This window comes from Paenibacillus sp. FSL P2-0173 (assembly GCF_038008045.1).
In the GTDB taxonomy this organism is placed as follows: Bacteria; Bacillota; Bacilli; order Paenibacillales; family Paenibacillaceae; genus Paenibacillus; species Paenibacillus polymyxa_B.
In genome coordinates, this window is record NZ_JBBOYK010000006.1 from 154,710 (window position 1) to 176,686 (window position 21,977).

Genomic DNA, 21,977 nt, shown 5'->3' on the forward strand with positions numbered 1-21,977 from the left:
CTGCTCATGTAAATTCTCTCGCTTCATCTACTGTTTCTTACGTTCGCGAAATCGACGTACCTTCATCAAATTACCGCACATCTTATCGTCGCAAAATCGCTTTGACCGATTTCGGGTATCATCGTAAAACACCCATCGGCAATCGGTGTTATCGCAAATACGAATTCTGGAGCCGCCGCTATTGACGAATGCCTGGGCAAAATCGGCTACCACCTCTGCCAGCACTTTTTTCCAACCATTTGCCACAGGTTCCAGCACAATGTTGAAATGCTCATCCTGTTGCTTTAATAAGCGAGTGACCGGCCCCCCTTCTATCATCTTCCGGTTAATCGTATCCACCAGATCAGATGTCATTTGTCCTCCGGAAGTCAGGTGCTCAGCGAAGCTACGCAATTCCCGCCGGAGAATTTGCATTTCTTCGATATCTTCTGCACTGGCTGGGACCGGAGCGGAAAATTGCCACTGTATGAGAAAGTCATTTTGCCATTCCGGCTTCAACAAACGATCTTCTGAACGCCCGCTACCTCTCCAGTCATGCCATTCGCTGTTTACAAAATCAGTCCAAAGTGTATTCAAAAGAGTTCCCCCTACCGCCTGTAACCACTAAAATCATTTTAACTGGTTGCAAATCTTATTTTGTCATGCTACATTATTAATTGTAACGATTTATTCTACATTTAGCTAGTTACATCCCTACAAAAGGAGTTGGGTTAGGTGAGCCGAGATCGAGTAAATATGCTGGTATTGCAAAGAGAAAATTCATGGGATAAGGAAGAATGGATTGTTCCTCTTGCCGCAGCACTTCACGGTGTGAATACACAGGAAGCCACTTGGACACCACCAGGTGGAGGAAACACGATTTGGCAAACGGTTCGTCACATTAATTATTACAATGAGCGTATTTTGAGACGTTTAACTGACCGACCTGTAAGCTCAACTGGAATAAGCAACGATGAGACATTCGGTCCGCCAGGGGATGCTGAAGACCATGAAGGATGGCAGGAGACGCTGAAAGAAGCAGAAGCTCTTGTAAACCAACTGCTTGTCGCCATTACTGCTCTGAATGATGCTGATCTGGATAAGCCTCTCGGCTCCGACACTCTCGGTGCTGAATTATCGCGGTGGACGCTGCACGATGCATATCATAGTGGACAAATCGTACTTATACGTAAACAACTGGGTACTTGGCGCGTTTAAAAATAAATATCCTAATTAAAAAGGATGAATTATGAAATATTCATCCTTTTTTCTGTATTAGCTGCTCGCAATGAAGCAATCTACTGGTCAAGATATTTTTTCTTTTTTTGAATCTTTAATTACATTCTTATTTTTATCTTTACTCTTATCTTTATTCTTGTCTTTATTTGTATCTTTGCTTGGGACGGAGACTTTCCTTTTTTCATTAGCCAGTCGCCAATAGCTTAACACTTTACGGTACATGGACTTATCTGTTAATTGGTTAAAAATATATGGGTCCGGCTTCGTATTCACCTCAATGATCCACGGGATAAAGCGATGATCCAGTCCAATGTCCACACCAATTTGCCGGAAATTCGGATATGTTTTTTGCAGTTGTTTGGCGATGGTAAGACCCAGTTCATTTAGTTTCTTGACCAGCTCCGCCTGTTTGCTTTGCGATAAATGGGATTTTAGTAACTGCTCCAAGGCCATCGGCTTACCACCACTATGATAGTTAGTCACGATTTTACGGGGATGACCAAGACGTCCAATAATTCCGGTAGACTCCCATAGCCCTTTTTCATTCCGCTGCACCATGACCCGAATATCAAAATAACGCATTTGATGGCGTAGTAAATGGATTCCCTTTTGAATGAGATAACTTTTCTTCCCCGTATGTTTCGATAGGTTGGTATATAGTGCATCCAAATGTTTAAATTCATGACGCGTTTCCTCATATTGATAGGCGAAACGCTGGCCGGCCTCCTGCTCTACTCTCATTACACCTTTACCAAAGGTACCTCGCTCGGGTTTTACATAGACCATACCGTATTTCTCCAGCATTGACTTCAAATTTGCTTTGTTATATTTGCGAGTTTCTGGTACATAAGGTTTGATGCTGCCATGCTGGAGCAACAATTGGGTTTTATGCCATTTGCTGCGCAACGCCTGCGCTTGTGAAGAATTCACTTGCCCCTCTCCTCTCTACTCTCAGGTAGAACGCTCCTGTTAAAAAAGATCAATCTATCGTATGCGCTAACTCCCCATTCGAAGCTTCATCAGCCCTGTCCTGCATAGAAATGGACGTTTGACCTTGCCCGGTCGAAAGCGCCTGTCCAAGCATACGATATTGTGAGACGCTGGGAGCATATATTTGCACATATAGGGAGTGAATAACATGTCAGCGCAATCGGATGGGCCACGGAAGGGTTCCCTTACAATCGATGTTCTGATTCCCGCAATTGATAAAGATATTGCCACACTACCGCTGGTGATTGATAGTCTGCGCCGTCATGTGCAGCACCGAATTGGAAATATTTATATCGTTTCACCGCAAAGCACCGGGATTCGCCGTCTGTGCGTAAACAAGAAATGTACATTTATAGACGAAAAAACGGTGCTGCCCATCACCAAAAAACATATTCATTACGGGACAACGCGCTGGGACCGCTCAGGCTGGCTGTATCAACAATTGCTCAAAATGAATGGCGACAAAATCAGTAAAGCCTCTTTTTTTCTCGTCATTGACGCGGACACGATTTTGATTCGTCCACATACGTTCCGTAAAGACGGAAAAACGATTTTTTACTACCGCAGCTGGAGCCAGCCTGAGTATTTTCGCACCCATCACAAGTTGATGGGCGTTAAAGCGCCCTCACCAAAGTCCTTTGTTACTCACTATATGCTTTTTGAAAAAGCGCGGCTTACCCAGCTCAAGCAAGTTATCGAGGCCCGACATGGAAAACCTTGGTACAACGCAATTATCCACAGTATAGACCGGACAAAACAGTTTGGGTTTTCCGAATATGAAACGTATGCCAACTATTTATACAGCAATCAGCCCTCTCGGATGATTTTGCGCAAGTCATTGAATAAAGCGCTTCATAGTCGGGCTTCTTCCCTGTCGCAAAAACAATTGGATGTCTTGGCCAAGAGCTATCGCTCCTTATCTTTTCATCAACGCAAGGTGTACCAGCTTGCTCCAAAAACAAAGATTGAATCATCGCTAAAATAGTTCTTAAAATCCTGCAAAATGATGCAGTACAATGGATCTGCATTGAAGGAGGAAACGTCCGTGCGCATCGTATTGTTATGCGGTGGTGCCGGAAAACGGCTATGGCCACTATCCAACGAAATCCGGTCGAAGCTGTTTCTCCGGTTGTTGTCCGCTCCTGACGGGCGAAAGGAATCTATGCTCAGCCGGGTGTACCGTCAGCTCACCTTAGCCGGGCTGGATTCCTCAGCCCTGCTTCTGGCTCATCGGAGTCAGGTAAATCTAGCCTTTCGCCATACAGAAGGTCGTCTGCCCGTTCTAGGCGAGCCTGCCAAACGGGGAACCTTCACCGCAGCTGCACTGGCGGCTGCTTATTTTCACACCAGAGGCACGGGGCTGGATGAAGTTCTCTGCATTGCTCCAGCGGACATGTATGCAGGGGAGGATTTCTTCCATAGCATAGCAGCGCTCTCCGGCTTATTGCTTGAGAGCGGAGCCGATCTGGCTATGCTTGGGACAAGGCCTACTCATCCCTCCGACCAATACGGCTATGTCGTTCCGGGTCTGCAAATGATACGGGAAGGGAAAACTTCTTATGCGCAAGTTGCCCGCTTCACAGAAAAGCCGGATCTCTCCGGGGCACAACAGCTTATTCATCAGGGCGCGCTGTGGAACTGTGGTGTTTACGCTTTTACATTACGGTATATGCTGTCCTGTATGGAGCGAAGTTATTTGCCGCTGAACGATAAAGCATTATGCGCAATGTATGATAGCCTCCCGGTTCGCAGTTTTGATGAGGAGATTGCAGAGCGTGCCGAACATGCCATCGTCCTGCCCTACGATGGCGAATGGCACGACATCGGCAACTGGCAGGCCCTAACAGAGCAGCTAAGCAGCCAAGTGATCGGGCGTGGACAGATTAGTGGTCAGACTCTTGGTACGCACATCGTCAATGAGCTGCCCTATCCAATTCATGTCATTGGCGTGGAAGATATTATTGCTGCTGCGAGTCCCGACGGCATTCTCATTGCGTCCAAGAGCCATGCCCACGTAATCAAGGAGCAGCTAGGTAAACTTCAACTTCACCCCATGCATGGTGAAACCTCTTGGGGCAGTTACCGGGTGCTGGACGAGTTTGATCATCGGAGTCTGAACGATATACTGGCCATACGGCTGACGGTACTGCCAGATCACCGCTTGAATGGCCGTATTCACGGCAGTGGACTTAAAGTATGGACGATTGTGTCCGGTCGTGGAGAGGTCATGCTGAACGGAGAACGTTTTGCTGCCGCAAGCGGTTCTGTATTTAGCATTCCGGTTGATACGTATCACACGATCCGTGCCGATCTGGATACACCACTGGAGCTGATTGAGGTACGTCTGGGGAACAGCTTGGTGAATGCCTTCTATAAATCCGAGGCCTGACAACACATAGATCAGGATTTTGCAAAATTCGATTCCAGTCGCTCCAAAGTGCAATATATATACGAACTAGAGCATTTCGATCTATATATTGTTCATTGGAAGTCGCTTATTGGATTTTTTGCAAAATCCTCAGATATAACATAGCACGCTACGGATTCTGAACGGAGGTCGCACATAATAAATCGCTCCTGAGCAAGGTGAAAAAATCCTTGCTCCAGAAGCGATTTTATTTTGTGATGCCATATTTTCTTGAGATAATAGTTCTAACCTTGGCAGATAAATATACCTCGTTGCCTTTGACTATTCCGGCTTCTTTTAAAAAATGCCGGACGATCTCTAACTGATAGTGTATGCGTACTTTCTTGGGCAGGCTCCAACCCGTTTCCACGGTAACCGCACGTGCACCTAAAATACGGGCTGCAGCAGTGCGGGAGGAACCTGGGAGCTCATGCAGCCGAATGTTGAAATGTCGGTCGCTCACCAGGATGGAGCGATTCATTCGCTTAATAATCCGGCGAACCGCAGGAACCACCGAATTGGCTTTGTTGGTGATTAGCGTTTGACCAAGCACCTTGGCATCCTTTTGTGACAATCCGTTAGCCTCATGCAAGTCGAGATACCATTCCGGTTGATGCTTTTGTGTTAATTTGAATAGAGCAGCGGAAAGTGGTTGTGTTGCCAGCTGCTTTTTTTTGCGCGGAAAGGTTCGATTAAGATCAGGTATTCCTCTAATCCGTTTGCGGTAAGCCTCTTGATTTACAATCGGTACAATTATAAGCTTACCCTGGCTAAATCGCAGTTTTTGCTGATTCAAAAGCTTTACCAGTTTCTCAGCAGCTCGTATGCTTGCTATTTCTTTACCATGTATTCCCGCCACCACCATCACACACGGACCTTTCTGTGCCCCTGTGGCTATATAATAAGGAGTTGCCCAAGAGCCCTTTCCGAGCATATACCGTTTAACCTGCATTCCCCTCACCTCCGTGTAGGCTGTCGTTGTCCTCTCTTTTGTTCTCTCCGACGGATGATTTCACGGTATAGTCTTAAGTAGTTACTGGTCATCTGTTTGTTGGTAAATCTTTGAGTCACATACAAACGCAGCTTCGCTGGTGACGGGTAGTTTTTTTGCTGTGCTTTTCGTGCCATTTGGCTAACCGATTTGCAAATCAACTGTGGAAAGCCCGAGAGCACCTCGGGAACGGAGCCGTTTTTTAATGCCAGCACCGGTGTTCCACAAGCCATGGCCTCAACCATAACGAGTCCAAATGGCTCTTCCCACAGTGTCGGAAACAACAGACACTCTGCATGTTTCAGCAATTTCTGTTTCTGATCGCCTCCAACTGCCCCCACATAGCGTATATTCGGATTACGCTGAATTCGTTTCTGAATCTCTTTGCGGAAAAATTCTGGAGCTTTGATAGGACCTGCAATAAGCAGTTTTTTTCCTGTTCGTTCTGCAACCTGAATGGCCTGCAATACACCTTTATTTCGTATAATTCTGCCCATGAACAGCAAGTAGCCACGCTTCTCACTGCTGAACTCGTATTCATGTGTGTTAATGCCGTTATAGATATAAAATCCTTTGCCCCTGCCCATCAGCTGACGTGCTCGTTTACTGACATATACCGGGTTTTTACCGTGTCTCTTCACTGGAAGATGAACGGTGCATACTGATGGACAAGGCAGCTTCCTACGCCCTACAGCAGAACGAAAGGTATGATCATGAATGATATGTGTGTCGGAAGGCATATGCCGGAGTACATATTGGGGGATCTGACTATGTTTCAAACCCTTGGGATAGGTAATCAACCGCGCACTGCTCCTGCTCCCAAGAGCGGCAAAAAGAGATACATGATGCCCTCGTCTCACCAATTCCTCAGTTAATTCATGCACGACCTTTTCCGTTCCGCCCTTGTTGGAGGGTACCGGCTGTGCATCTGGATAGTTGGAAATGACCTGAACAATGGTTAGACGCCGTTTTTTGAGTGCTTTATTCTGCTTTGAAGCCATACGAATTCCCCTTCCTGACCGGAAATCGGTGTGATCCTTACAATGTCAACGGGAATCAGAGCATACTCCCGTACAAGTTATAAATTGTAGTATATAGGTATGTATATTTTGCGTGATTGCTTGTGCCAATCGTCTGCAAGTCGCTTTTTGTCATACGAGCCTATCTATAAGTGGAGTCTATACAATTTGTCAAGCCAAAATTAAGGAGAAAATTCTCATCGTTTTCTAATAAATGAGGACAAAGCGTTGGGGTAACAGGTTTGTAACCATGAGTGGTAAATTCCGGATATTTTATTTGTGTTATTGTCATTTCAGGACATCAACACAATACGAATAACGGAGGAATTTATATATGAAACATACTTCTAAAAAATTGTGGATGGGTATTTGCTTTACTATGACTTTGGCATTGAGCGCAGGGAGCTTCGTCGTTGGACCAGCCACCACTCATGCTGCTTCGGCAAGTAAAGCTGATCGGATTATTTCTAAAGGCTCCCAGTTTATGGGCGTGCGTTATGAGCATGGAGCCCCAGCTGGCAATACAAGCTCTTTTGACTGCTCTTCATTCACTCAATATGTATTTGCACAAAATGGCATTAAGCTACCACGTTCGTCTAGACAGCAATCAACTGTTGGCACTTTCGTACCGCGTAGTCAGCTGAAAAAAGGCGATTTGGTCTTTTTCTATGCACCAATTCATCATGTAGCCATTTACATGGGGAACGGCAAAATTCTGCATACGTATGGTAAAGGCGGCGTAACGGTTACAGATCTAAATTCCGGATGGTGGAGTCGCAATTACACAACAGCACGTCGTGTCCTTTAGAATAAATTTCAGATGATAAAAAGGGCTGTCCCGCTAGTAGATGTATCTACTAGCGGGACAGCCTTTCCTGTTGTCTTTGGGGCAGCGTGACGTTGACTACCGTTCCTTCTCCTTCTACGCTCTCCATGCGTATCGTACCCTGATGGGCATCTGTAATTGCCTTGGCAATTGGCAACCCCAGCCCGGTTCCTCCGGTTTTACGATGCCTAGAGCTATCTACCCGATAAAATCGTTCAAAGACCCGCTTGATCTCGCCCTCAGGTATTCCGATCCCATAATCCTTAACCTGGATATAGACATCCTTTTCATCTGTAGATAACCCTATTTCGATCTCATCCGAGCTGTATTTTAATGCATTATCCAGCAGGATCACTAGCAACTGCTTTATTTTTGTCAGATTGGCATCCAGCCAAATTTCGTTCTCTTCTGTTAAAATAGAAATTTGACGATCATGTACAGGCTTGAGATGCGCTACCACCTGTTGACAACAACCGATCATTTCTATCCGCTCATGCGGCTCAGGATCTTTCTGCTGTGAGGAGGCAAGAGTCAGCAACTGCTGTGTCATCGTACGCATTCGCTGAGTTTCTTCATAGATCGATTCAATGGATTCCTTACGAATGTCCTCGTCACGCGTGCCCCACCGCCGCAGCATGTTGGCATAGCCCTCAATAATCATAAGAGTGGTGTTCAGCTCATGTGAGGCATCTGAAACAAACTGCTGCTGGCTCTGAAAGCTTTCTTCTAATCTCTCCATCATTCGGTTAAAAGTGGCGGTCATTTGGGACAATTCATCTTGATTATGACTGCCAGCGGGGATTTTTTTAAATTTCAAGCTTCTTTCAATTTCCTGCATCGTTTGAATACTACTGGAAATCGGCAGCAATATGGCATTCGCCAAAATCGTGCTTCCTACCAAGCTTAGCAACATAGCCCCTACAGTCGATGTGATGAGAATCGTATTTAAAATATCGAGATTGGTTTCGAGTGCATCCCATTTTTCCACGATTTCCAGCGTCCCCTTCTGATTGCCCTCCAGAGAAAGCACAGGCAGATGGATAACCAGAATTTTATGACCCTGTACATCTGTCAGTTGAGAGCTTTGAGAAGTGTTAAAACGTATATCGCCCAGCTTAAAGCGGGACTGGCGACTTACTTCATACAAAAGTCGGGATTGCTGATCAAATACCCTCAAAATGGTATCTCCAGAAAGCTCATCTTTCAGTTTGGGGCCCCATGCATTCTTCAGAATCATCGTGGGTCCGGTTTCGGCAATGATTTCAGTCCACTTATTTTGCAGCACTTCTCTTTCATTTCGCGTAGCGATTTTGACGAACAATAGGTGAACTGTAACATCCACAAACAGGAGTATCGACATCACTAAAATAGAACTGAGCAGGGTGATTTTGGTCCGAAGCTTCACTAGTCTTCCTCCCGGATGAAGTACCCAACACCGCGCACGGTTTTTATCAATTTCTTTTTGTATCCATGATCAATTTTTTTGCGAACATACCGGATATACACATCTACGACATTCGTATCACCGACAAAATCAAATCCCCACACGTCCTGAATCATTTGATCCCGCTGCAATACCTGATTTTTGTGCTCCATCAGATAAAGAAGCAGATCATATTCTTTTGGCGTCAGTTCGATTCGGTTTCCTTCCCGCACTACTGACCTGGTTTTGCGTTCCAACACCAAACTATCCACTTGGAGCCTAGACGGCGGCTTGTCCTCTTCTTGTAAAGCGGTAGCTGTTGGCTCCATTTGATGCCTCATACTGGCCCGCATCCGCGCTAATAACTCCTCGATCTCAAAAGGCTTCGTAATGTAATCATTGGCACCTTCATCCAGACCTGAAACCTTATCAGGAGTCGTGTTACGTGCAGTGACCATAATTACTGGTGTATGATTGTCCACTTTTCGAATCTGCTTCAGTACCTCGACCCCGTTCATCTCCGGCAGCATTACATCCAAAATGATGATATCCCATGTACGTGCTAGAGCTTTTTCCAATCCTTCTCTGCCCGTCTGTGCGATTTCAACTGCATATCCTTCATGGGATAACTCCAACTGAAGCAATCTGGATATCTTCTCTTCATCATCAATGACCAGCACCGACTTTTCCATCGCAAAACCACCTATTTTCTATAGAAAAAACAAATGAGTAATGGAAATGACATTCATTTTTTATTTGATTTTAAGCTTTTATCCGTGTAGTCGCTCTATAATATAACTTTGTTATTCAATTTTTTGATGTTAAGGAGTAATTTATTCATGTTAATTAATGTAGATTATGCTTTATTTCACTGGATCAATGAACTGGCTAATTCCCTCGCCTTTTTGAATGGAACCATGCGTTTCTTGGCGCAATATGCACCGTATTTATTCGGAGTGGCTTTGCTGATTTACTGGTTCACTTTTAAAATGCCGCATCGGATGATGGTTTTAGAAGCCGTTATAACGGTTTGTATCGGTTTTGTAATTAGTTGGGGCCTTGGACATTTGTTTTACAGAGATCGACCTTTTGTCGGACATTCAGTCATTCAGCTTGTTCACCATGATCCTAATGCTTCATTCCCAAGTAACCATGCACTTGGAGCGTTTGCTCTGGCTTCCATTTTATGGCTTCATCATCAAAAATTCCGTGTTCTCTGGGTTATCTTGGCTGTACTCATCGCAGTATCCCGCGTGTGGACCGGAGTGCATTATCCCTCGGATATTTTGGCAGGTGCGCTTATTGGTGCAGGTTGTGCCGTCGGCGTTCATCAATTCATTCGAAGCCGGAAGCTTCCTGGCATCTTCATGCAGGCGGCTATTATATTTTATGGAAAATGGGAGCAGAAGCTGGGGCTCAAGCCTGGTGAACAGGCCAGAACTAAGATGACTGAACACACTTCCTCTGTCCAAATGAAAAGCAGACGCTAAAGCGTCTGCTTTTTTATATGCTTCATTTATTTATGCTACCTATTATGCTGTCGATTTGGAGCGAAGTGGCAGCATTCGTCGTTCTTCGTACCGCTGATAAAACCAAATACAAGCCGCCATCCAGCAGCCACTCATAAAATAGCCACCCACAACGTCGCTCGGATAATGTACGCCCAAATAAATGCGGCTCGTTCCGATTGCTACAATCAGCAGACTGCTGAGCACAATAAGAAGGATACGCCCCAGCCTAGAAGGAACATGCTTCCACACTAAAAATGTCAGCGCAGCGTACATGCTGAAAGCTGTCATGGAATGTCCGCTCGGAAAGCTGTATCCATTCTCTTCAATAATACGGTTAATCTCCGGTCTCGCACGCTGAAAAAGCAATTTCAGTATCGTATTCAGCATTACCGATCCCAACACAGCAGCCGCCAAAAAAAGCAGTTCTCTGCGGTGTCCCAATACTCTATAAAGCACGAACATGGCAATTAAAATGATGATCACAACTGGAATCCCGCTGCCGATCATGGTGAAAAATTTCATTAGACGGGTCATGGCGGGCGACTCCAGCTGTCGAATAGCCGTAATAATTTTCTGGTCAAAATACCGTATTTGATGGTCGCTCACCCATAATGCGATTAAGCCAAAACCGAGCGCACATACTATACATGTGAGCAGTGCTAAGGAAATGGGCAGCTTTGTTGGTGTTTTCTTCATTTTCTATAGTTCCTCCATAACATTCATTGCGTGATAAAACAAAGTCCAGCATTAGCTTTCGTATATATCTTACTTTACCCATTTTTCTGTTATCATTTCATTCAAAGACTAGGTGCATCCTCCACATGCCGAAACCCATTTTTTTGGAAAAGGTGGGATCGGGCGCCCATGAGGTATCCCTGTTGGTATATAGCCCGGTGCTTTTTGCACGCTTCTCATGCAATAGCATCCGTCCTCCTTTATTTGATGATCATATCATTCTATGGACGTGGTTGGAGTTCTCATATAGCCTCTCCCAACTTTAAGAATCATTTTATAATATAAGGATTTCATATTGACTACAAAATCACAAGCGGAATGTAGCGAAAAAGCAGCATCAAAAAAGGACGCCATTCTAAGCCTTATAAACGGCTCGAATGACATCCTATGATTACACGTGGCATACTACAAGCGCAAATCTTAAGTTAAACAAATATCATCTTCTATTTAGGTTGGTGTGACTTCTCCAAGTTTAACCTTACTCTCTGCTTCCTCTATTGGATAGCGTCTGCGGAACCACAGCGACTGAAGCAGCAAAAAGGTGCCGCTTACTGTCCAATATAATGGCATGGCAGAAGGGGCATTAAAGGAAAAGACCGCCATCATAATCGGTGAAAGATAGCCCATGATCGCAAATTGCTTGCGCTGGTCAGGCGTCATCTGAAGCTGAGAAAGCTTGGCCTGTGCCAAGTATACAACTGCGACGACGATTGCCAAAATCCAGTCCGGCTGTCCGAGCCGGAACCATAGGAAGGAGTGAGACGCCAGCTCCGGGGTTAAGCGGATTGCAGTGTACATACCGCTCAAGATCGGGAGCTGAATGAGAATAGGCAGACAACCGATATTAAGCGGATTGAATTGATGCTCTTTGTAAAGCGACATCATTTCCTGCTGCATACTCTGCTGGCTGGTGGTATCTTTCTTGTTTTCATACTTCTTCTTAATTCGGTCCAAGTCAGGCTGCATGGCGCTCATCTTACGCTTCATCCCCTGCTGGGCACGCGTTTGACGCATCATAAGAGGCAGTAAGGCCAGCCGGACAATGAATGTCAAAGTCATAATCGCCAGCCCAAAGCTTCCACCAAACCATTGCGCCAATTGCTGAATAAGCCAAGAAAGCGGGAACACCACGTAATGATTAAAAAATCCGGGTGTCTGTGCATTTATCTCCGCAGCATTCGCACCACAACCAGACAGCAGCATAACCACCGCCAACGCTACCATTAATCCTAATATCCGTTCTTTTTTACCCCAAAAGGTGAATCCCTTGAATCGTTTCATATGTTCCTCCTCGTTGATTGGCTGTGCCATCGTTCAACGAGGGAGAACAATCGGATGCATCTTCATCCGGCGCTTCCTTACGCCGGATATGTCGGGCCAGCCGGACAGGCATGTCCTGTCCACGGGCAGACATCGGCATCTGTGGAGAAGCATGCGACCTTACGGGCCCGCCTTCGACCCAGCATTCGGGTACATTGCCGTGCAAATGAGCGAGATATGCATAAGTCACTGTGCACAGCAAGCCGATTGTAAATAAATAAGGGAGTAGGTCCTGGAGCTCAAACAAGGGATTCACCTCCTTCGGTTTGTTGCTACAATTATAGCACGAAAACCGGACAAGCGACTAATCTTTAATTAGAGATACAGGTTGGACACAAGCAACTGAATTTAAGTATTTATGCTCAAAACAACCAAAATGTAAATACAACATGAAACTTTTGGGTTTATTTACAGTCTAATCAAAGGTGACTTTCTATAAAGCCTTACTCCCCTATTAACCATTAAAGGAGCCAGCGCGTATGAGAAAAACGATACACAGCACATTGTTTACAGGATTGGCGTTAGCCAGCATTGGGCTGCCCTTAATCAGCGATGGATTCACTGAAAAGGCAAGTGCAGAGCAATCTGCAGTCTCCATGAGTAACGCCGCTTATAGCACCACAATCCAGGCACCTGTGATCAAACCTTCCTGGTCTTTTCCCGTTATCCCAATCGATAGAAACCGATATCCAGATCAGGCGGTAGCAATAGCGGAAAACGGTAAGGTATTCGCGGTTGACTCGAACCATAGACTGGTTGCCCTTGAGGCCAGTTCGGGTCGGAAATTGTGGCAATATGGTGATCAACTTACCCCTGTTTTAACGTACAACAAAGGTATCATCTACGGAATGACACGAAGCGGTTCTATCTATGCCGTTACAGAAGCTGGCAAGAAAGTGTGGTCCACTCCGCTTGGATTTACTGAAGCATATGGTATTCAGCGCATTGGTCCAACTATATATATTATGCAATCGGTGCAAACGGCTGCCATTGATGCTGTCAGTGGCAAGGTGAAGTGGAAAATCAGTGAGGATAAGAACTCATACAGTGGTTTGGGCGAAATAATGGAAACTGACGGTGTGCTTATCCGCAACTATAATGTACAGGGCAGCCTGACCTTTGAACAGATTAATGCCTATGACGCTAAAACCGGCAAAAAGCTTTGGGACAGCTTCAGAAGTTCTTTTCCACTGGCCGTTAAAGACGGGATTGTCTACTCTGTTGCCAATACGTTTATGATTGATGATGACCCGGTAAACCATAAAGTTACGATCGCACAGTACGACCTCAAGACAGGTAAATCCAAAGGAGACCGTCAGTATCGCTGGACCGAGCCTGAAAATAAAGACGGTGTCTACCGATCTGGAGGTGTATATGGTTCTGCTTTTTTGTACGGTAAAGACCTTTATGTCTTTCAGGGAGAGACACTAGCTTCCTATGATTTTTGGAACTACAAGCCAGACAGCAAACCTGCTCGCAAGTGGGCGCAAAATGGCTATGATCAACTTGTTCCTTTATTGTCTATTCATGAAGGTCGCATGTTCTACCAAGATTTTAGTACATCCAGACTGACTGCTATGAAGCTGTCCTCAGGTCAATTCATTCATTACGACGGCGATAATCCGACCGTTCAAGCTGACGTATTCGGTAAAGGAGTCTATGTCGGGCAATCAGATGGCGTATTTCATGGCTATGATTTGATGAGCTTAAAGCCCGTGTTTGCTGTCAACACAGGCTCACGCTCCTTCGGTCCAACGCTCAAATCCGGTGGAATGATATTTATTCAAAGCGGAAACCGTCTGCTTGGCGTCAAGCTCCCTGCTTCTTTAAAATAAGACCAAAGATTTTAAGCAGCATTCTCGCTGGAACAGCAAAAGGTTAACGGATAGCAAGCATACGATTCAATGCTAGTACAGCATCCTGTCTGATCTGAGCATCCACACGAATCACACCCACAGGCTCACCCCGATCAAACTGCTCCATTGCCCACAGCAAATGGGGAAGATCGATCCGGTTCATGGTCAGACAGGGACACATATCGGGATTGAGCGATTCAATCTGCTGTTCAGGGTACTGCTGTTTGATTCGTTGCACGAGATTCATTTCTGTGCCAACAGCCCATTGGGTTCCCGGCTCTGCCGCGCGAATGGTATCGATGATGAATTTTGTGGAGCCCGCGCAATCTGCGAGCTGTACGACCTCATAAGAGCATTCGGGGTGCACGATGACCCGGATGTTCTTATCACGCTCGCGGACATTGCGAATGTGATCTACTGTAAACTTTTCATGAACAGAGCAGTGCCCTTTCCATAAAATAATTTTTACGGTTGCCGGGTCCTGTTCAGTCTCCAGCTGATCGGTCATGGGATTCCACACGGCCATTTCAGCCAGCGGAATTCCAAGATCGTAAGCTGTATTGCGACCTAAATGCTGATCCGGCAAAAACAAAATACGTTCCTTTTGCTTCAGCGCCCATTCCAGCACTTGTTTGGCATTCGAAGAGGTCACGGTAGCCCCGCCATGTCGTCCTACAAAGGCTTTGATCTCTGCTGTGGAATTTACATACGTTAACGGTATGATCGTATCTCCTACCCATTCCTGTAAATGCTTCCATGCTCGTTCTGTCTGCTCCACATTCGCCATATCTGCCATCGAGCAGCCTGCACGCATATCCGGCAGGACAACAGTCTGTCGATCAGTAGTCAGCATATCCGCTGTCTCCGCCATAAAATGTACCCCACAAAATACAATAAACTCCGCTTCCTGATTTTGTGCAGCCATTTGAGCAAGCTGTAGAGAATCTCCTGTTATATCAGCAAACTGAATAACCTCGTCCTTCTGATAGTGATGGCCTGGTATAAGCAGCTTGGGTCCCCATTTTTGTTTCAGCTCGGCCACTCGCTGCTCCATGTCAGCAACCGTCAGTGTCTTATAATGCTCTGGCATAAGCCCTCGATTTCCTTGTAAAACGTTAAGCATAGACATTAGAATCCCTCCATATCGATACGGCTGATCGTTCCCGCTCTCACGAACAGATAACCGCTTTGTGTACATACATATTTACAAGTGTCTTGACACTTATATTTACACATGCCTACAATAATCTCAAGAGTTTTTGAATGGAATTATTTTTGAGCAGGGAGGAATTGCTGTGATTTATCTGGACTATGCCGCTTCCACACCTATGTGTGACGAAGCTCTAAATATGTATAACGTATTAAATAAGGAAATGTTCGGAAATGCCAGCAGCCTCCATGATGCGGGCGGTCAAGCAGCCTACGCGCTGGATTACAGCAGGCAACGGATGGCGAATATAATTGGCGGGCAAAAGGAAGGCATCTATTTTACAACCGGGGGAACAGAATCTAATATGTTGATTGTGCAATCGATCCTGAGCGGGTTGCCGCCGCATAAAAAGCATTGGATCATGAGCGCTTTGGAACATCACTCGATGTACAACCTTGCTACTTTGCTGGAACGTCAGGGCTATGAACTGACCATTGTGCAACCGGATCGGGAAGGACGAATGACTCGCGAAGCTCTTTTACCTCACCTGAGAGAAAACACCGGACTTGTATCTGTACAACACGCCAATTCGGAAACGGGACTGGTTCAGGACCTTGCTGCCATATCTCCCCTGCTACACGAACGGGGTATTTTGCTGCACAGTGATGCGGTACAGACATTTGGGAATATTCTCTTAGATGTAGAAGCCATGGGAGTAGATGCACTCTCTGTATCGAGCCATAAAGTGTATGGCCCCAAAGGTGTCGGTGCTGCATATCTCAAACCCGGAACCCCGTGGCGTCCCGTGTACCCTGATACGCTACATGAAAACGGATTTCGTCCTGGAACGGTTAATGTTCCCGGGATTGCAGCCTTTGTCGCGGCGGCAGAAATGATGACCGAACAGATGGAGTCGCATCAGGAGCGATATGCTACCCTGAGAAGACACTTTATTAGGAAAATTCAGGAAAGATCCATTCCGTTACGTTGGGTCGTACAGGAAAGCGAGAATAAAGCAGTGCTTCATCATATAGTTGGATGTTTTTTTCACGGTTACGAGGGACAATATGTTATGCTGGAATGTAATCGCAGAGGTGTCTGTATATCAACCGGAAGCGCATGTGCCGCCGGACACCACGATCCTTCGCCTGCCTTACAAGCGCTTGGAGCATCCGACCGTGAAGCATTACAATTTATCCGTATTTCTTTCGGAAGGGCAACCACCATCGAGGAATTGAATGTACTGGTAGATATTTTGACAGACCTGACGCATCGACAAGAAAGGAGCTTATCCCGTTGACTGAATCTTTAAAGCGGTCAGGTACGGATCGCCGCGAGCAGCTGCTGTTGTGGCTGAAGAGCGAATCACCGCTGACCGGGAGCGAACTGGCACGCAGATCCTCCGTTTCCAGACAAGTAATTGTACAGGATATTTCCCTGTTAAAAGCAAGCCAAGAGCCTATCCTTGCAACGAGTCAAGGATACATTTATATGGAGCCTGCGGGTCAGACAGCCCCCTTAGCCTCACGTATTATTGTGTGTAAACATCGACCTGAACAGACAGAAGAGGAACTAAAGCTGATTGTGGACTACGGTGTAAGTGTGCAGGATGTTATTGTTGAGCATCCGGTATACGGGGATCTAACTGCTCCGATACGGGTTGGAACTCGCAAGGAAGTGGACGATTTTATCCGTAAAATCAGTTCCACCCAGGCCACTTATTTGTCCCAGCTGACGGGAGGCATCCACCTGCATACCTTGAATGCCTCGGATGAAGATAAAATTAACGATGCCTGCGCTGCACTGGAGCAAGCAGGCTTCCTGATGACGGACTAACTTAGTGCGCTATAGCGGAGTAAAGAAAATCCTGTCCAGTATGTGGAGTGCAACTGTGCTCCACATGGACGGTATGTAAGTAGCGAGAAATAAAAAAATCCCGGCCCCCTCATATAAGGGAATCGGGAATGAACTATGTGAGCTTAATTTCAAGCAACTCATATTTGATTACAGCCATGGGTGCATCCACATGAATGATACTGCCCACTTCTTTCCCCAAAAGTGCCTTGCCTAAAGGACTCTCATAGGAAATTTTGTTATCCAGAACATCCGCCTCAGCAGGACTTACAATTTTGTATTCCATCTTCTCCGAAAATTCGATGTCATTCAGAATGACAGTCGATCCGATACTAACGGTTCTAAGGTCTAAATTACTCTCGTCCACGACCCGGGCTTTGGTCAGCATCTTCTCCAATATGAGAATGCGGGTTTCCATAAATGCTTGGTCGTCCTTGGCTGAGTGATACTCACTATTTTCCTTCAAATCACCGTAGCTGATAGCCAACTTAAGCCGTTCGGCTAGCTCCTTACGTTTTACGGTCTTCAGTTCCTTAAGCTCATCCTCTAGCTTGGCCAATCCCTCTTTAGTTAACAATACTTCTTCATTCGACATATTTTATCTACAACTCCTATTTCAGCATTTGCTTAATTCCAATTCAACGCTCAAAAATACAATAAACGAACTAAACCGTTTCGGTCTAAACATTGCTGATTGGAAACGCTCTTGGGATGTATGCAAATTGCTCATTTGGCTTGCTTTATTGTAGTTTACTCTAAATCGGACCAACATGCGAAATAAATTACTGATAATAGTAGCCAACTACCTTCAGCCAGGGTGATTCTTATAGTAACCAATGCTCTCTTATTCGCATATCGTATGATCATAACGTATATTGATGAGCACATGCAGTGCCGCTGTCCTTGTCCCGAATTTTGTGAAAACCAGGCAGGAGCAGTATATGGCGGGAGGAAGATTCAATGGCTTCCTTAGGAAAGAATGGTAATGGGAATGGGAATCGTAAATCCAAATCCCCCCCCAACGGTCAAAAGAAAAATGGATTAAACAGTAATTCGGCTATCTTTTCTGCTCTTCAAGGGAAAAATGTGGAGGTCTTAGTGGCAGCCCTCCTACTAACAGGAAAACTAAACGTCGATTCCGTGACTTTATACAGACAAGCAACATTGTTTTTGGGACTCACAGGAAAATACAAAACATTAGCATCTACTCCTTCCAATGTCGATAATATGGTGAAATTTTTAAATGATAACGGGAACATGACACTGGACCAGGTAATACAGGCCTTTTCACAGAAAGTAAACAATTAACAAGTGGCGAAAGGAGATATTTGTGGTGAGTGAGTTTGATGGAGAATATTTTGCAGAGGTTGTCATTATTGTGATACTAGTTGCCTTGTTCTTCTATGGCTCCTCAGATATAGAGGGACTGTCTGCTCAACCAACACAATCCTAAAATGATAGTACCCGCTGCGGGTACTTTTTTCATGCTTCTCTCTTATATAAATACAGCTCGACAGAACACCATAGTGGCAGACATATCGTAAAAATAAAATAGAGCATCTATAGACTCTCGAAGGTCAATAGATGCTCTTGCTTTTTAACGATCCATCATTTTTACTTAACGTTCCTTCACTTCCACGCTTATCGTTTTACTACTAACTTCTCCTGAAGCATTGACTAGCTCGGCCCGATACTCATATGTACCCGGCTTTTGATTTTGGATGTTGGTGACTGCACTTTGGGCCTGCGGGCTTTGGCTTGGCAGATCCTGTGCGTCGATCAGTTCTCCATTTTCATATAAGTTGTATTTTGTCGCATTCGTGCCCCACCACATGTTCATTGTAAGGGTGTAGGTGCCGTCACCGTCCCAATTGTCATGAGACAGCACTGGAATGCCAGGGGATGCATCGGTCACTTCGACAGTTAATGGGTCGCTGGTCGTTTTACCAGAAGCGTTGATCAGTTCTGCAGTATACGTGTAGGTACCATTGGTCTTGCCTGTAACAGGAATGACTGCATGCTGTGCTCCAAGGGAAGCGGCTTGCAACGATTGGGTGCCAATCAGCTTGTCGTTTTCATACAACTTGAGCTCATCACCATTCGTACCCCACCACAGATTCATGGTGATGTTGTAGTTGCCATCCTTCAGCCCGGTGTCCTGCCCGTTATCATGCGACAGCACAGGTTTTCCTGGCACTTCACCTACAGCAGTCTTTTTGACTCTAACGGCTACAGGATTGGATACCACTGTTTGACCGTCCAAGGTGACGCTGGCTGTAATCTCCGCGCTCCCCTCTTTTAGGGCCTTAAGTTCTCCATACGTATCCAGTGAAACGGATTCATGACTGCTGATATACTGAACAGAAGCGCGGCTTAAATCAGCTTCGCTGCCATCTGTCAGCGTACCCTTGAGATGTGTCGCTGCCGTATCCCCAATGTTGAGGGTCGTTTGATCCAGTGAAAGCTCTACTTCCTGCAATGCTGCGCCTGTCTGAGCTGAAAAATCATCCAGTCCACGCGGTTTTAACTGATAATTCCCTTTGAAAATCGCCGAAATTCCCTTCAGCTTCACTTGCTGTCCTTCTTGATATGGAAAAGATGTCCGTGTTAAGCCTGTACGTGCATCGACGCGCACATGGTGACTTCCTTCACCAGATACTGCATCAAATTCAAACGAACCTACGGGAGTCGCGTCTATCACATTACGAATCATTGCCGTAGGAAGCTCAACTAACTGTCCTTGGTTCGCATCACTGAGTTCGGTGACTTGTACAGCTTCCGGCGTTTGTCCTTCTCCCGTTTTTTCAATTGCCACTGGATCGGTTAACTCTAGCTCACTATTATACAGTGCCAAGCTTGCTGTAAGCTTTACTCGATCACCTTGGTGAAAGCCGCTTTGGTTCTGATATACATAAATCCCACCACTTTCATCCTGCATGTAAAAGGCTTGACCCCCGAATGCACCTGGTTCTGTCGTCACAACACCCTCTAAGGTCACGACTTTGCCAGCCGGGAGACTCCGTGCTTCTGCGACACTGATACGAGCTGGAACCGTATTGCCTTCCTCAGGCAACGGCTGGGCCGGGACATCAGCCAGCACGACGGATTGGGTCAGCAGATTGCTGCCGTTTTGCCTCAGTCTAAGATTAGCTGAACCACTGGTTCCCGGCTTGATCCGCACCGTCAAGTCCTTATAGGCATGCCCTTTGCCGTTGGACTCCAGACTAAATGTTCCGCTATAGCCGTATGTGGTTGGCCAGCTTCCATCCGGATTTTGAATCTGGGCTACTTGATTGCCGCCCGCTACATAAATACCTGTGCTAAATCCGCTAATCGTGCTGTTAGGAGCCAGTTGGTCGGCAGTAACTCGAATTTGAAAAGGCTCTGCATTGGGCAGCTGCTCTTGACGAACGATGCTGTACACAGGCTGCGCACTGGCTGTAGGTCCGCCATAGGACCCTGCTTTGAATGTTTGCTGATCCCACCATTTGTAGCCGGCTGCGGGAGCGGACCAAGGCTCGGCTTGTGGTTCCGTGGAAGCCTGTGGCTCTTCAAAAGGCAGTAATGCCGTCGGCTGGTCCAGCTGTAAGCTTTTCACTTCCGTCAGGCTGGTATACTCCTCCTTGTTGGACAACCAGTCTACGATATTGACCAATAACACAGCGTCATCCTGCTCCTTAAAGCCGTCATACGTTGTCTTCTTGGTTCCTGTCTCTTCGCGCAAATATTTTGGCGTTGCATCTTCGACAGGAGACGAGTCCCCAATGAAAGCAGCTTTGCCTAGTCCTACTTTCGATACAGCTGCATAAGGTCCTTCTGGAATTCCGCCTCCGTTATAAACGCCCTGATCTACCGCGTTGCCCCAAGCCTGATTGGTTTTAGGAAGATATACGATTCCCTTGGCTTTCGCTGGGTCGATAATCGCGAGTGTTGATCCTGCATGCATTGCCACATTACTCACTCCAGCTGTAATGCCAAACGCCTGCGCTGGCTCGACAATCTGATTGGCCGTGATATCGCCTAATGCATTGTAGCGAAAGCGCACACCAAACTGGCTGCCCAGCCAATCTGAGCTGACTACGCCCTGCATTGCTGCCGAGCTTTTTTCTTCTGCACTCATTCCCTTCGCAGGGTCTTCCCATGCACCACGACGGTAGCCATTAATACTCTCCGATCCGTCCCAGCGATTCTTGTTGCGGTCCGCGTTATAATGATCTCCAATGAAAAAAATACTATTGCCTGCTTTTACATACTGCTCCATTGCAGCCTGTTCGCTCTGTTTAAAAGGAATATTTGGCTCTGCCGTAACAAATACATCATAATTCTTTAGATCATTGTAAGTAATAGACGTAGATTGGCGAAGCTCGTGTACATCATAGCCATTGCTCGCGAGGGCTTGGCCGAAGTCTGAAAATCCACCATTAATCACCCAATCTGCTGCGCCAGCCGTCTGTCCATGTGTATTATCAAACAGCACTTTTTTACCAGCGTTCTCATTGACCACTTTCGCAGCAATGAAGGGGGCTGGGTCCGCCGGACCTTCTGCCCGTACCGGTTGTATGCTGCCCGCAACACCAGCGTACAACGATAAAGTGAAAACCATAGCAGTTGCGTATTTGAAGCTACGGGATGTAAAGCGACGAAAGATTCCCATTATTCTCCTCCTGTTTGTTGGTT

At 46.0% G+C, this 21,977-nt stretch carries 21 protein-coding genes; 9 read left to right on the forward strand and 12 right to left on the reverse strand.

What is annotated here, in order from left to right; all coding sequences use genetic code 11:
• Positions 1–27: 27 nt before the first annotated feature.
• Complete coding sequence (locus tag MKX30_RS25030; RefSeq protein WP_023988471.1) at positions 28–576, reverse strand: CGNR zinc finger domain-containing protein; 549 nt, start codon at positions 574–576, stop codon at positions 28–30.
• A 138-nt stretch (positions 577–714) separates the two neighbouring features.
• Between MKX30_RS25030 and MKX30_RS25035 the strand changes: the two genes are divergently transcribed.
• A complete protein-coding gene (locus MKX30_RS25035; RefSeq protein ID WP_069080112.1) occupies positions 715–1,197 on the forward strand; it encodes a DinB family protein in 483 nt (160 codons plus the stop codon).
• Positions 1,198–1,284: 87 nt separating this feature from the next.
• On the opposite strand, the gene MKX30_RS25040 is transcribed toward MKX30_RS25035, so the two are convergent.
• Positions 1,285–2,148, reverse strand: coding sequence for a YheC/YheD family protein (locus tag MKX30_RS25040; protein ID WP_340960024.1), 864 nt, complete (start codon positions 2,146–2,148; stop codon positions 1,285–1,287).
• A 208-nt stretch (positions 2,149–2,356) separates the two neighbouring features.
• On the opposite strand from MKX30_RS25040, the gene MKX30_RS25045 reads away from it, so the two are divergent.
• Entirely contained in the window at positions 2,357–3,193 is an 837-nt protein-coding gene (locus MKX30_RS25045; RefSeq protein ID WP_071558791.1) for a DUF6492 family protein, read from the forward strand.
• Between the two features lie 60 nt (positions 3,194–3,253).
• The gene (locus tag MKX30_RS25050; protein ID WP_023988467.1) at positions 3,254–4,597 is read left to right on the forward strand and encodes a sugar phosphate nucleotidyltransferase; all 1,344 of its coding nucleotides are present in this window, start codon (positions 3,254–3,256) and stop codon (positions 4,595–4,597) included.
• A gap of 226 nt (positions 4,598–4,823) precedes the next feature.
• Here MKX30_RS25050 and MKX30_RS25055 read toward each other — a convergent pair whose 3' ends face one another.
• Entirely contained in the window at positions 4,824–5,567 is a 744-nt protein-coding gene (locus MKX30_RS25055) for a succinylglutamate desuccinylase/aspartoacylase family protein (protein WP_068938722.1), read from the reverse strand.
• 5 nt (positions 5,568–5,572) lie between these two features.
• Complete coding sequence (locus tag MKX30_RS25060) at positions 5,573–6,607, reverse strand: glycosyltransferase family 4 protein (RefSeq protein WP_023988465.1); 1,035 nt, start codon at positions 6,605–6,607, stop codon at positions 5,573–5,575.
• 352 nt (positions 6,608–6,959) lie between these two features.
• Between MKX30_RS25060 and MKX30_RS25065 the strand changes: the two genes are divergently transcribed.
• Entirely contained in the window at positions 6,960–7,433 is a 474-nt protein-coding gene (locus MKX30_RS25065; protein WP_028541384.1) for a C40 family peptidase, read from the forward strand.
• Positions 7,434–7,482: 49 nt separating this feature from the next.
• Here MKX30_RS25065 and MKX30_RS25070 read toward each other — a convergent pair whose 3' ends face one another.
• On the reverse strand, positions 7,483–8,856 hold the full coding sequence (locus tag MKX30_RS25070; RefSeq protein ID WP_069080109.1) for a sensor histidine kinase: 1,374 nt from the start codon (positions 8,854–8,856) through the stop codon (positions 7,483–7,485).
• The gene (locus MKX30_RS25075) at positions 8,856–9,566 is read right to left on the reverse strand and encodes a response regulator transcription factor (RefSeq protein ID WP_075154156.1); all 711 of its coding nucleotides are present in this window, start codon (positions 9,564–9,566) and stop codon (positions 8,856–8,858) included. The genes MKX30_RS25070 and MKX30_RS25075 overlap by 1 nt, the downstream gene beginning before the upstream one ends.
• A gap of 147 nt (positions 9,567–9,713) precedes the next feature.
• Between MKX30_RS25075 and MKX30_RS25080 the strand changes: the two genes are divergently transcribed.
• Entirely contained in the window at positions 9,714–10,364 is a 651-nt protein-coding gene (locus MKX30_RS25080; RefSeq protein WP_341063785.1) for an undecaprenyl-diphosphatase, read from the forward strand.
• A gap of 42 nt (positions 10,365–10,406) precedes the next feature.
• Here MKX30_RS25080 and MKX30_RS25085 read toward each other — a convergent pair whose 3' ends face one another.
• From MKX30_RS25085 to MKX30_RS25095, 3 genes are all read right to left on the reverse strand, one after another.
• Positions 10,407–11,081 (reverse strand): phosphatase PAP2 family protein, encoded by a 675-nt coding sequence (locus MKX30_RS25085; RefSeq protein WP_339202028.1) that lies wholly within the window; start codon positions 11,079–11,081, stop codon positions 10,407–10,409.
• 486 nt (positions 11,082–11,567) lie between these two features.
• Complete coding sequence (gene yidC, locus MKX30_RS25090; RefSeq protein WP_023988458.1) at positions 11,568–12,401, reverse strand: membrane protein insertase YidC; 834 nt, start codon at positions 12,399–12,401, stop codon at positions 11,568–11,570.
• Entirely contained in the window at positions 12,367–12,687 is a 321-nt protein-coding gene (locus MKX30_RS25095; RefSeq protein ID WP_023988457.1) for a hypothetical protein, read from the reverse strand. Before MKX30_RS25095 ends, yidC begins: the two co-directional genes overlap by 35 nt.
• A 232-nt stretch (positions 12,688–12,919) precedes the next feature.
• Here MKX30_RS25095 and MKX30_RS25100 point away from each other — a divergent pair, with 232 nt between their 5' ends.
• Complete coding sequence (locus MKX30_RS25100) at positions 12,920–14,275, forward strand: outer membrane protein assembly factor BamB family protein (RefSeq protein WP_053325366.1); 1,356 nt, start codon at positions 12,920–12,922, stop codon at positions 14,273–14,275.
• Between the two features lie 43 nt (positions 14,276–14,318).
• Here MKX30_RS25100 and nadA read toward each other — a convergent pair whose 3' ends face one another.
• On the reverse strand, positions 14,319–15,425 hold the full coding sequence (gene nadA, locus MKX30_RS25105; protein WP_053325365.1) for a quinolinate synthase NadA: 1,107 nt from the start codon (positions 15,423–15,425) through the stop codon (positions 14,319–14,321).
• A gap of 166 nt (positions 15,426–15,591) precedes the next feature.
• Between nadA and MKX30_RS25110 the strand changes: the two genes are divergently transcribed.
• Together MKX30_RS25110 and MKX30_RS25115 are read left to right on the forward strand one after the other, a co-directional pair.
• Positions 15,592–16,746 carry an IscS subfamily cysteine desulfurase gene (locus MKX30_RS25110; RefSeq protein ID WP_053325364.1) on the forward strand — a complete coding sequence of 385 codons (1,155 nt, stop codon included), beginning with the start codon at positions 15,592–15,594 and terminating at the stop codon, positions 16,744–16,746.
• On the forward strand, positions 16,743–17,282 hold the full coding sequence (locus MKX30_RS25115) for a transcription repressor NadR (RefSeq protein ID WP_028541390.1): 540 nt from the start codon (positions 16,743–16,745) through the stop codon (positions 17,280–17,282). Before MKX30_RS25110 ends, MKX30_RS25115 begins: the two co-directional genes overlap by 4 nt.
• A gap of 133 nt (positions 17,283–17,415) precedes the next feature.
• Here MKX30_RS25115 and greA read toward each other — a convergent pair whose 3' ends face one another.
• Positions 17,416–17,895 (reverse strand): transcription elongation factor GreA, encoded by a 480-nt coding sequence (greA, locus tag MKX30_RS25120; protein ID WP_013310174.1) that lies wholly within the window; start codon positions 17,893–17,895, stop codon positions 17,416–17,418.
• 365 nt (positions 17,896–18,260) lie between these two features.
• On the opposite strand from greA, the gene MKX30_RS25125 reads away from it, so the two are divergent.
• Entirely contained in the window at positions 18,261–18,608 is a 348-nt protein-coding gene (locus MKX30_RS25125) for a hypothetical protein (protein WP_023988452.1), read from the forward strand.
• 310 nt (positions 18,609–18,918) lie between these two features.
• On the opposite strand, the gene MKX30_RS25130 is transcribed toward MKX30_RS25125, so the two are convergent.
• A complete protein-coding gene (locus tag MKX30_RS25130) occupies positions 18,919–21,954 on the reverse strand; it encodes an endonuclease (protein WP_341063789.1) in 3,036 nt (1,011 codons plus the stop codon).
• Positions 21,955–21,977: the final 23 nt, after the last annotated feature.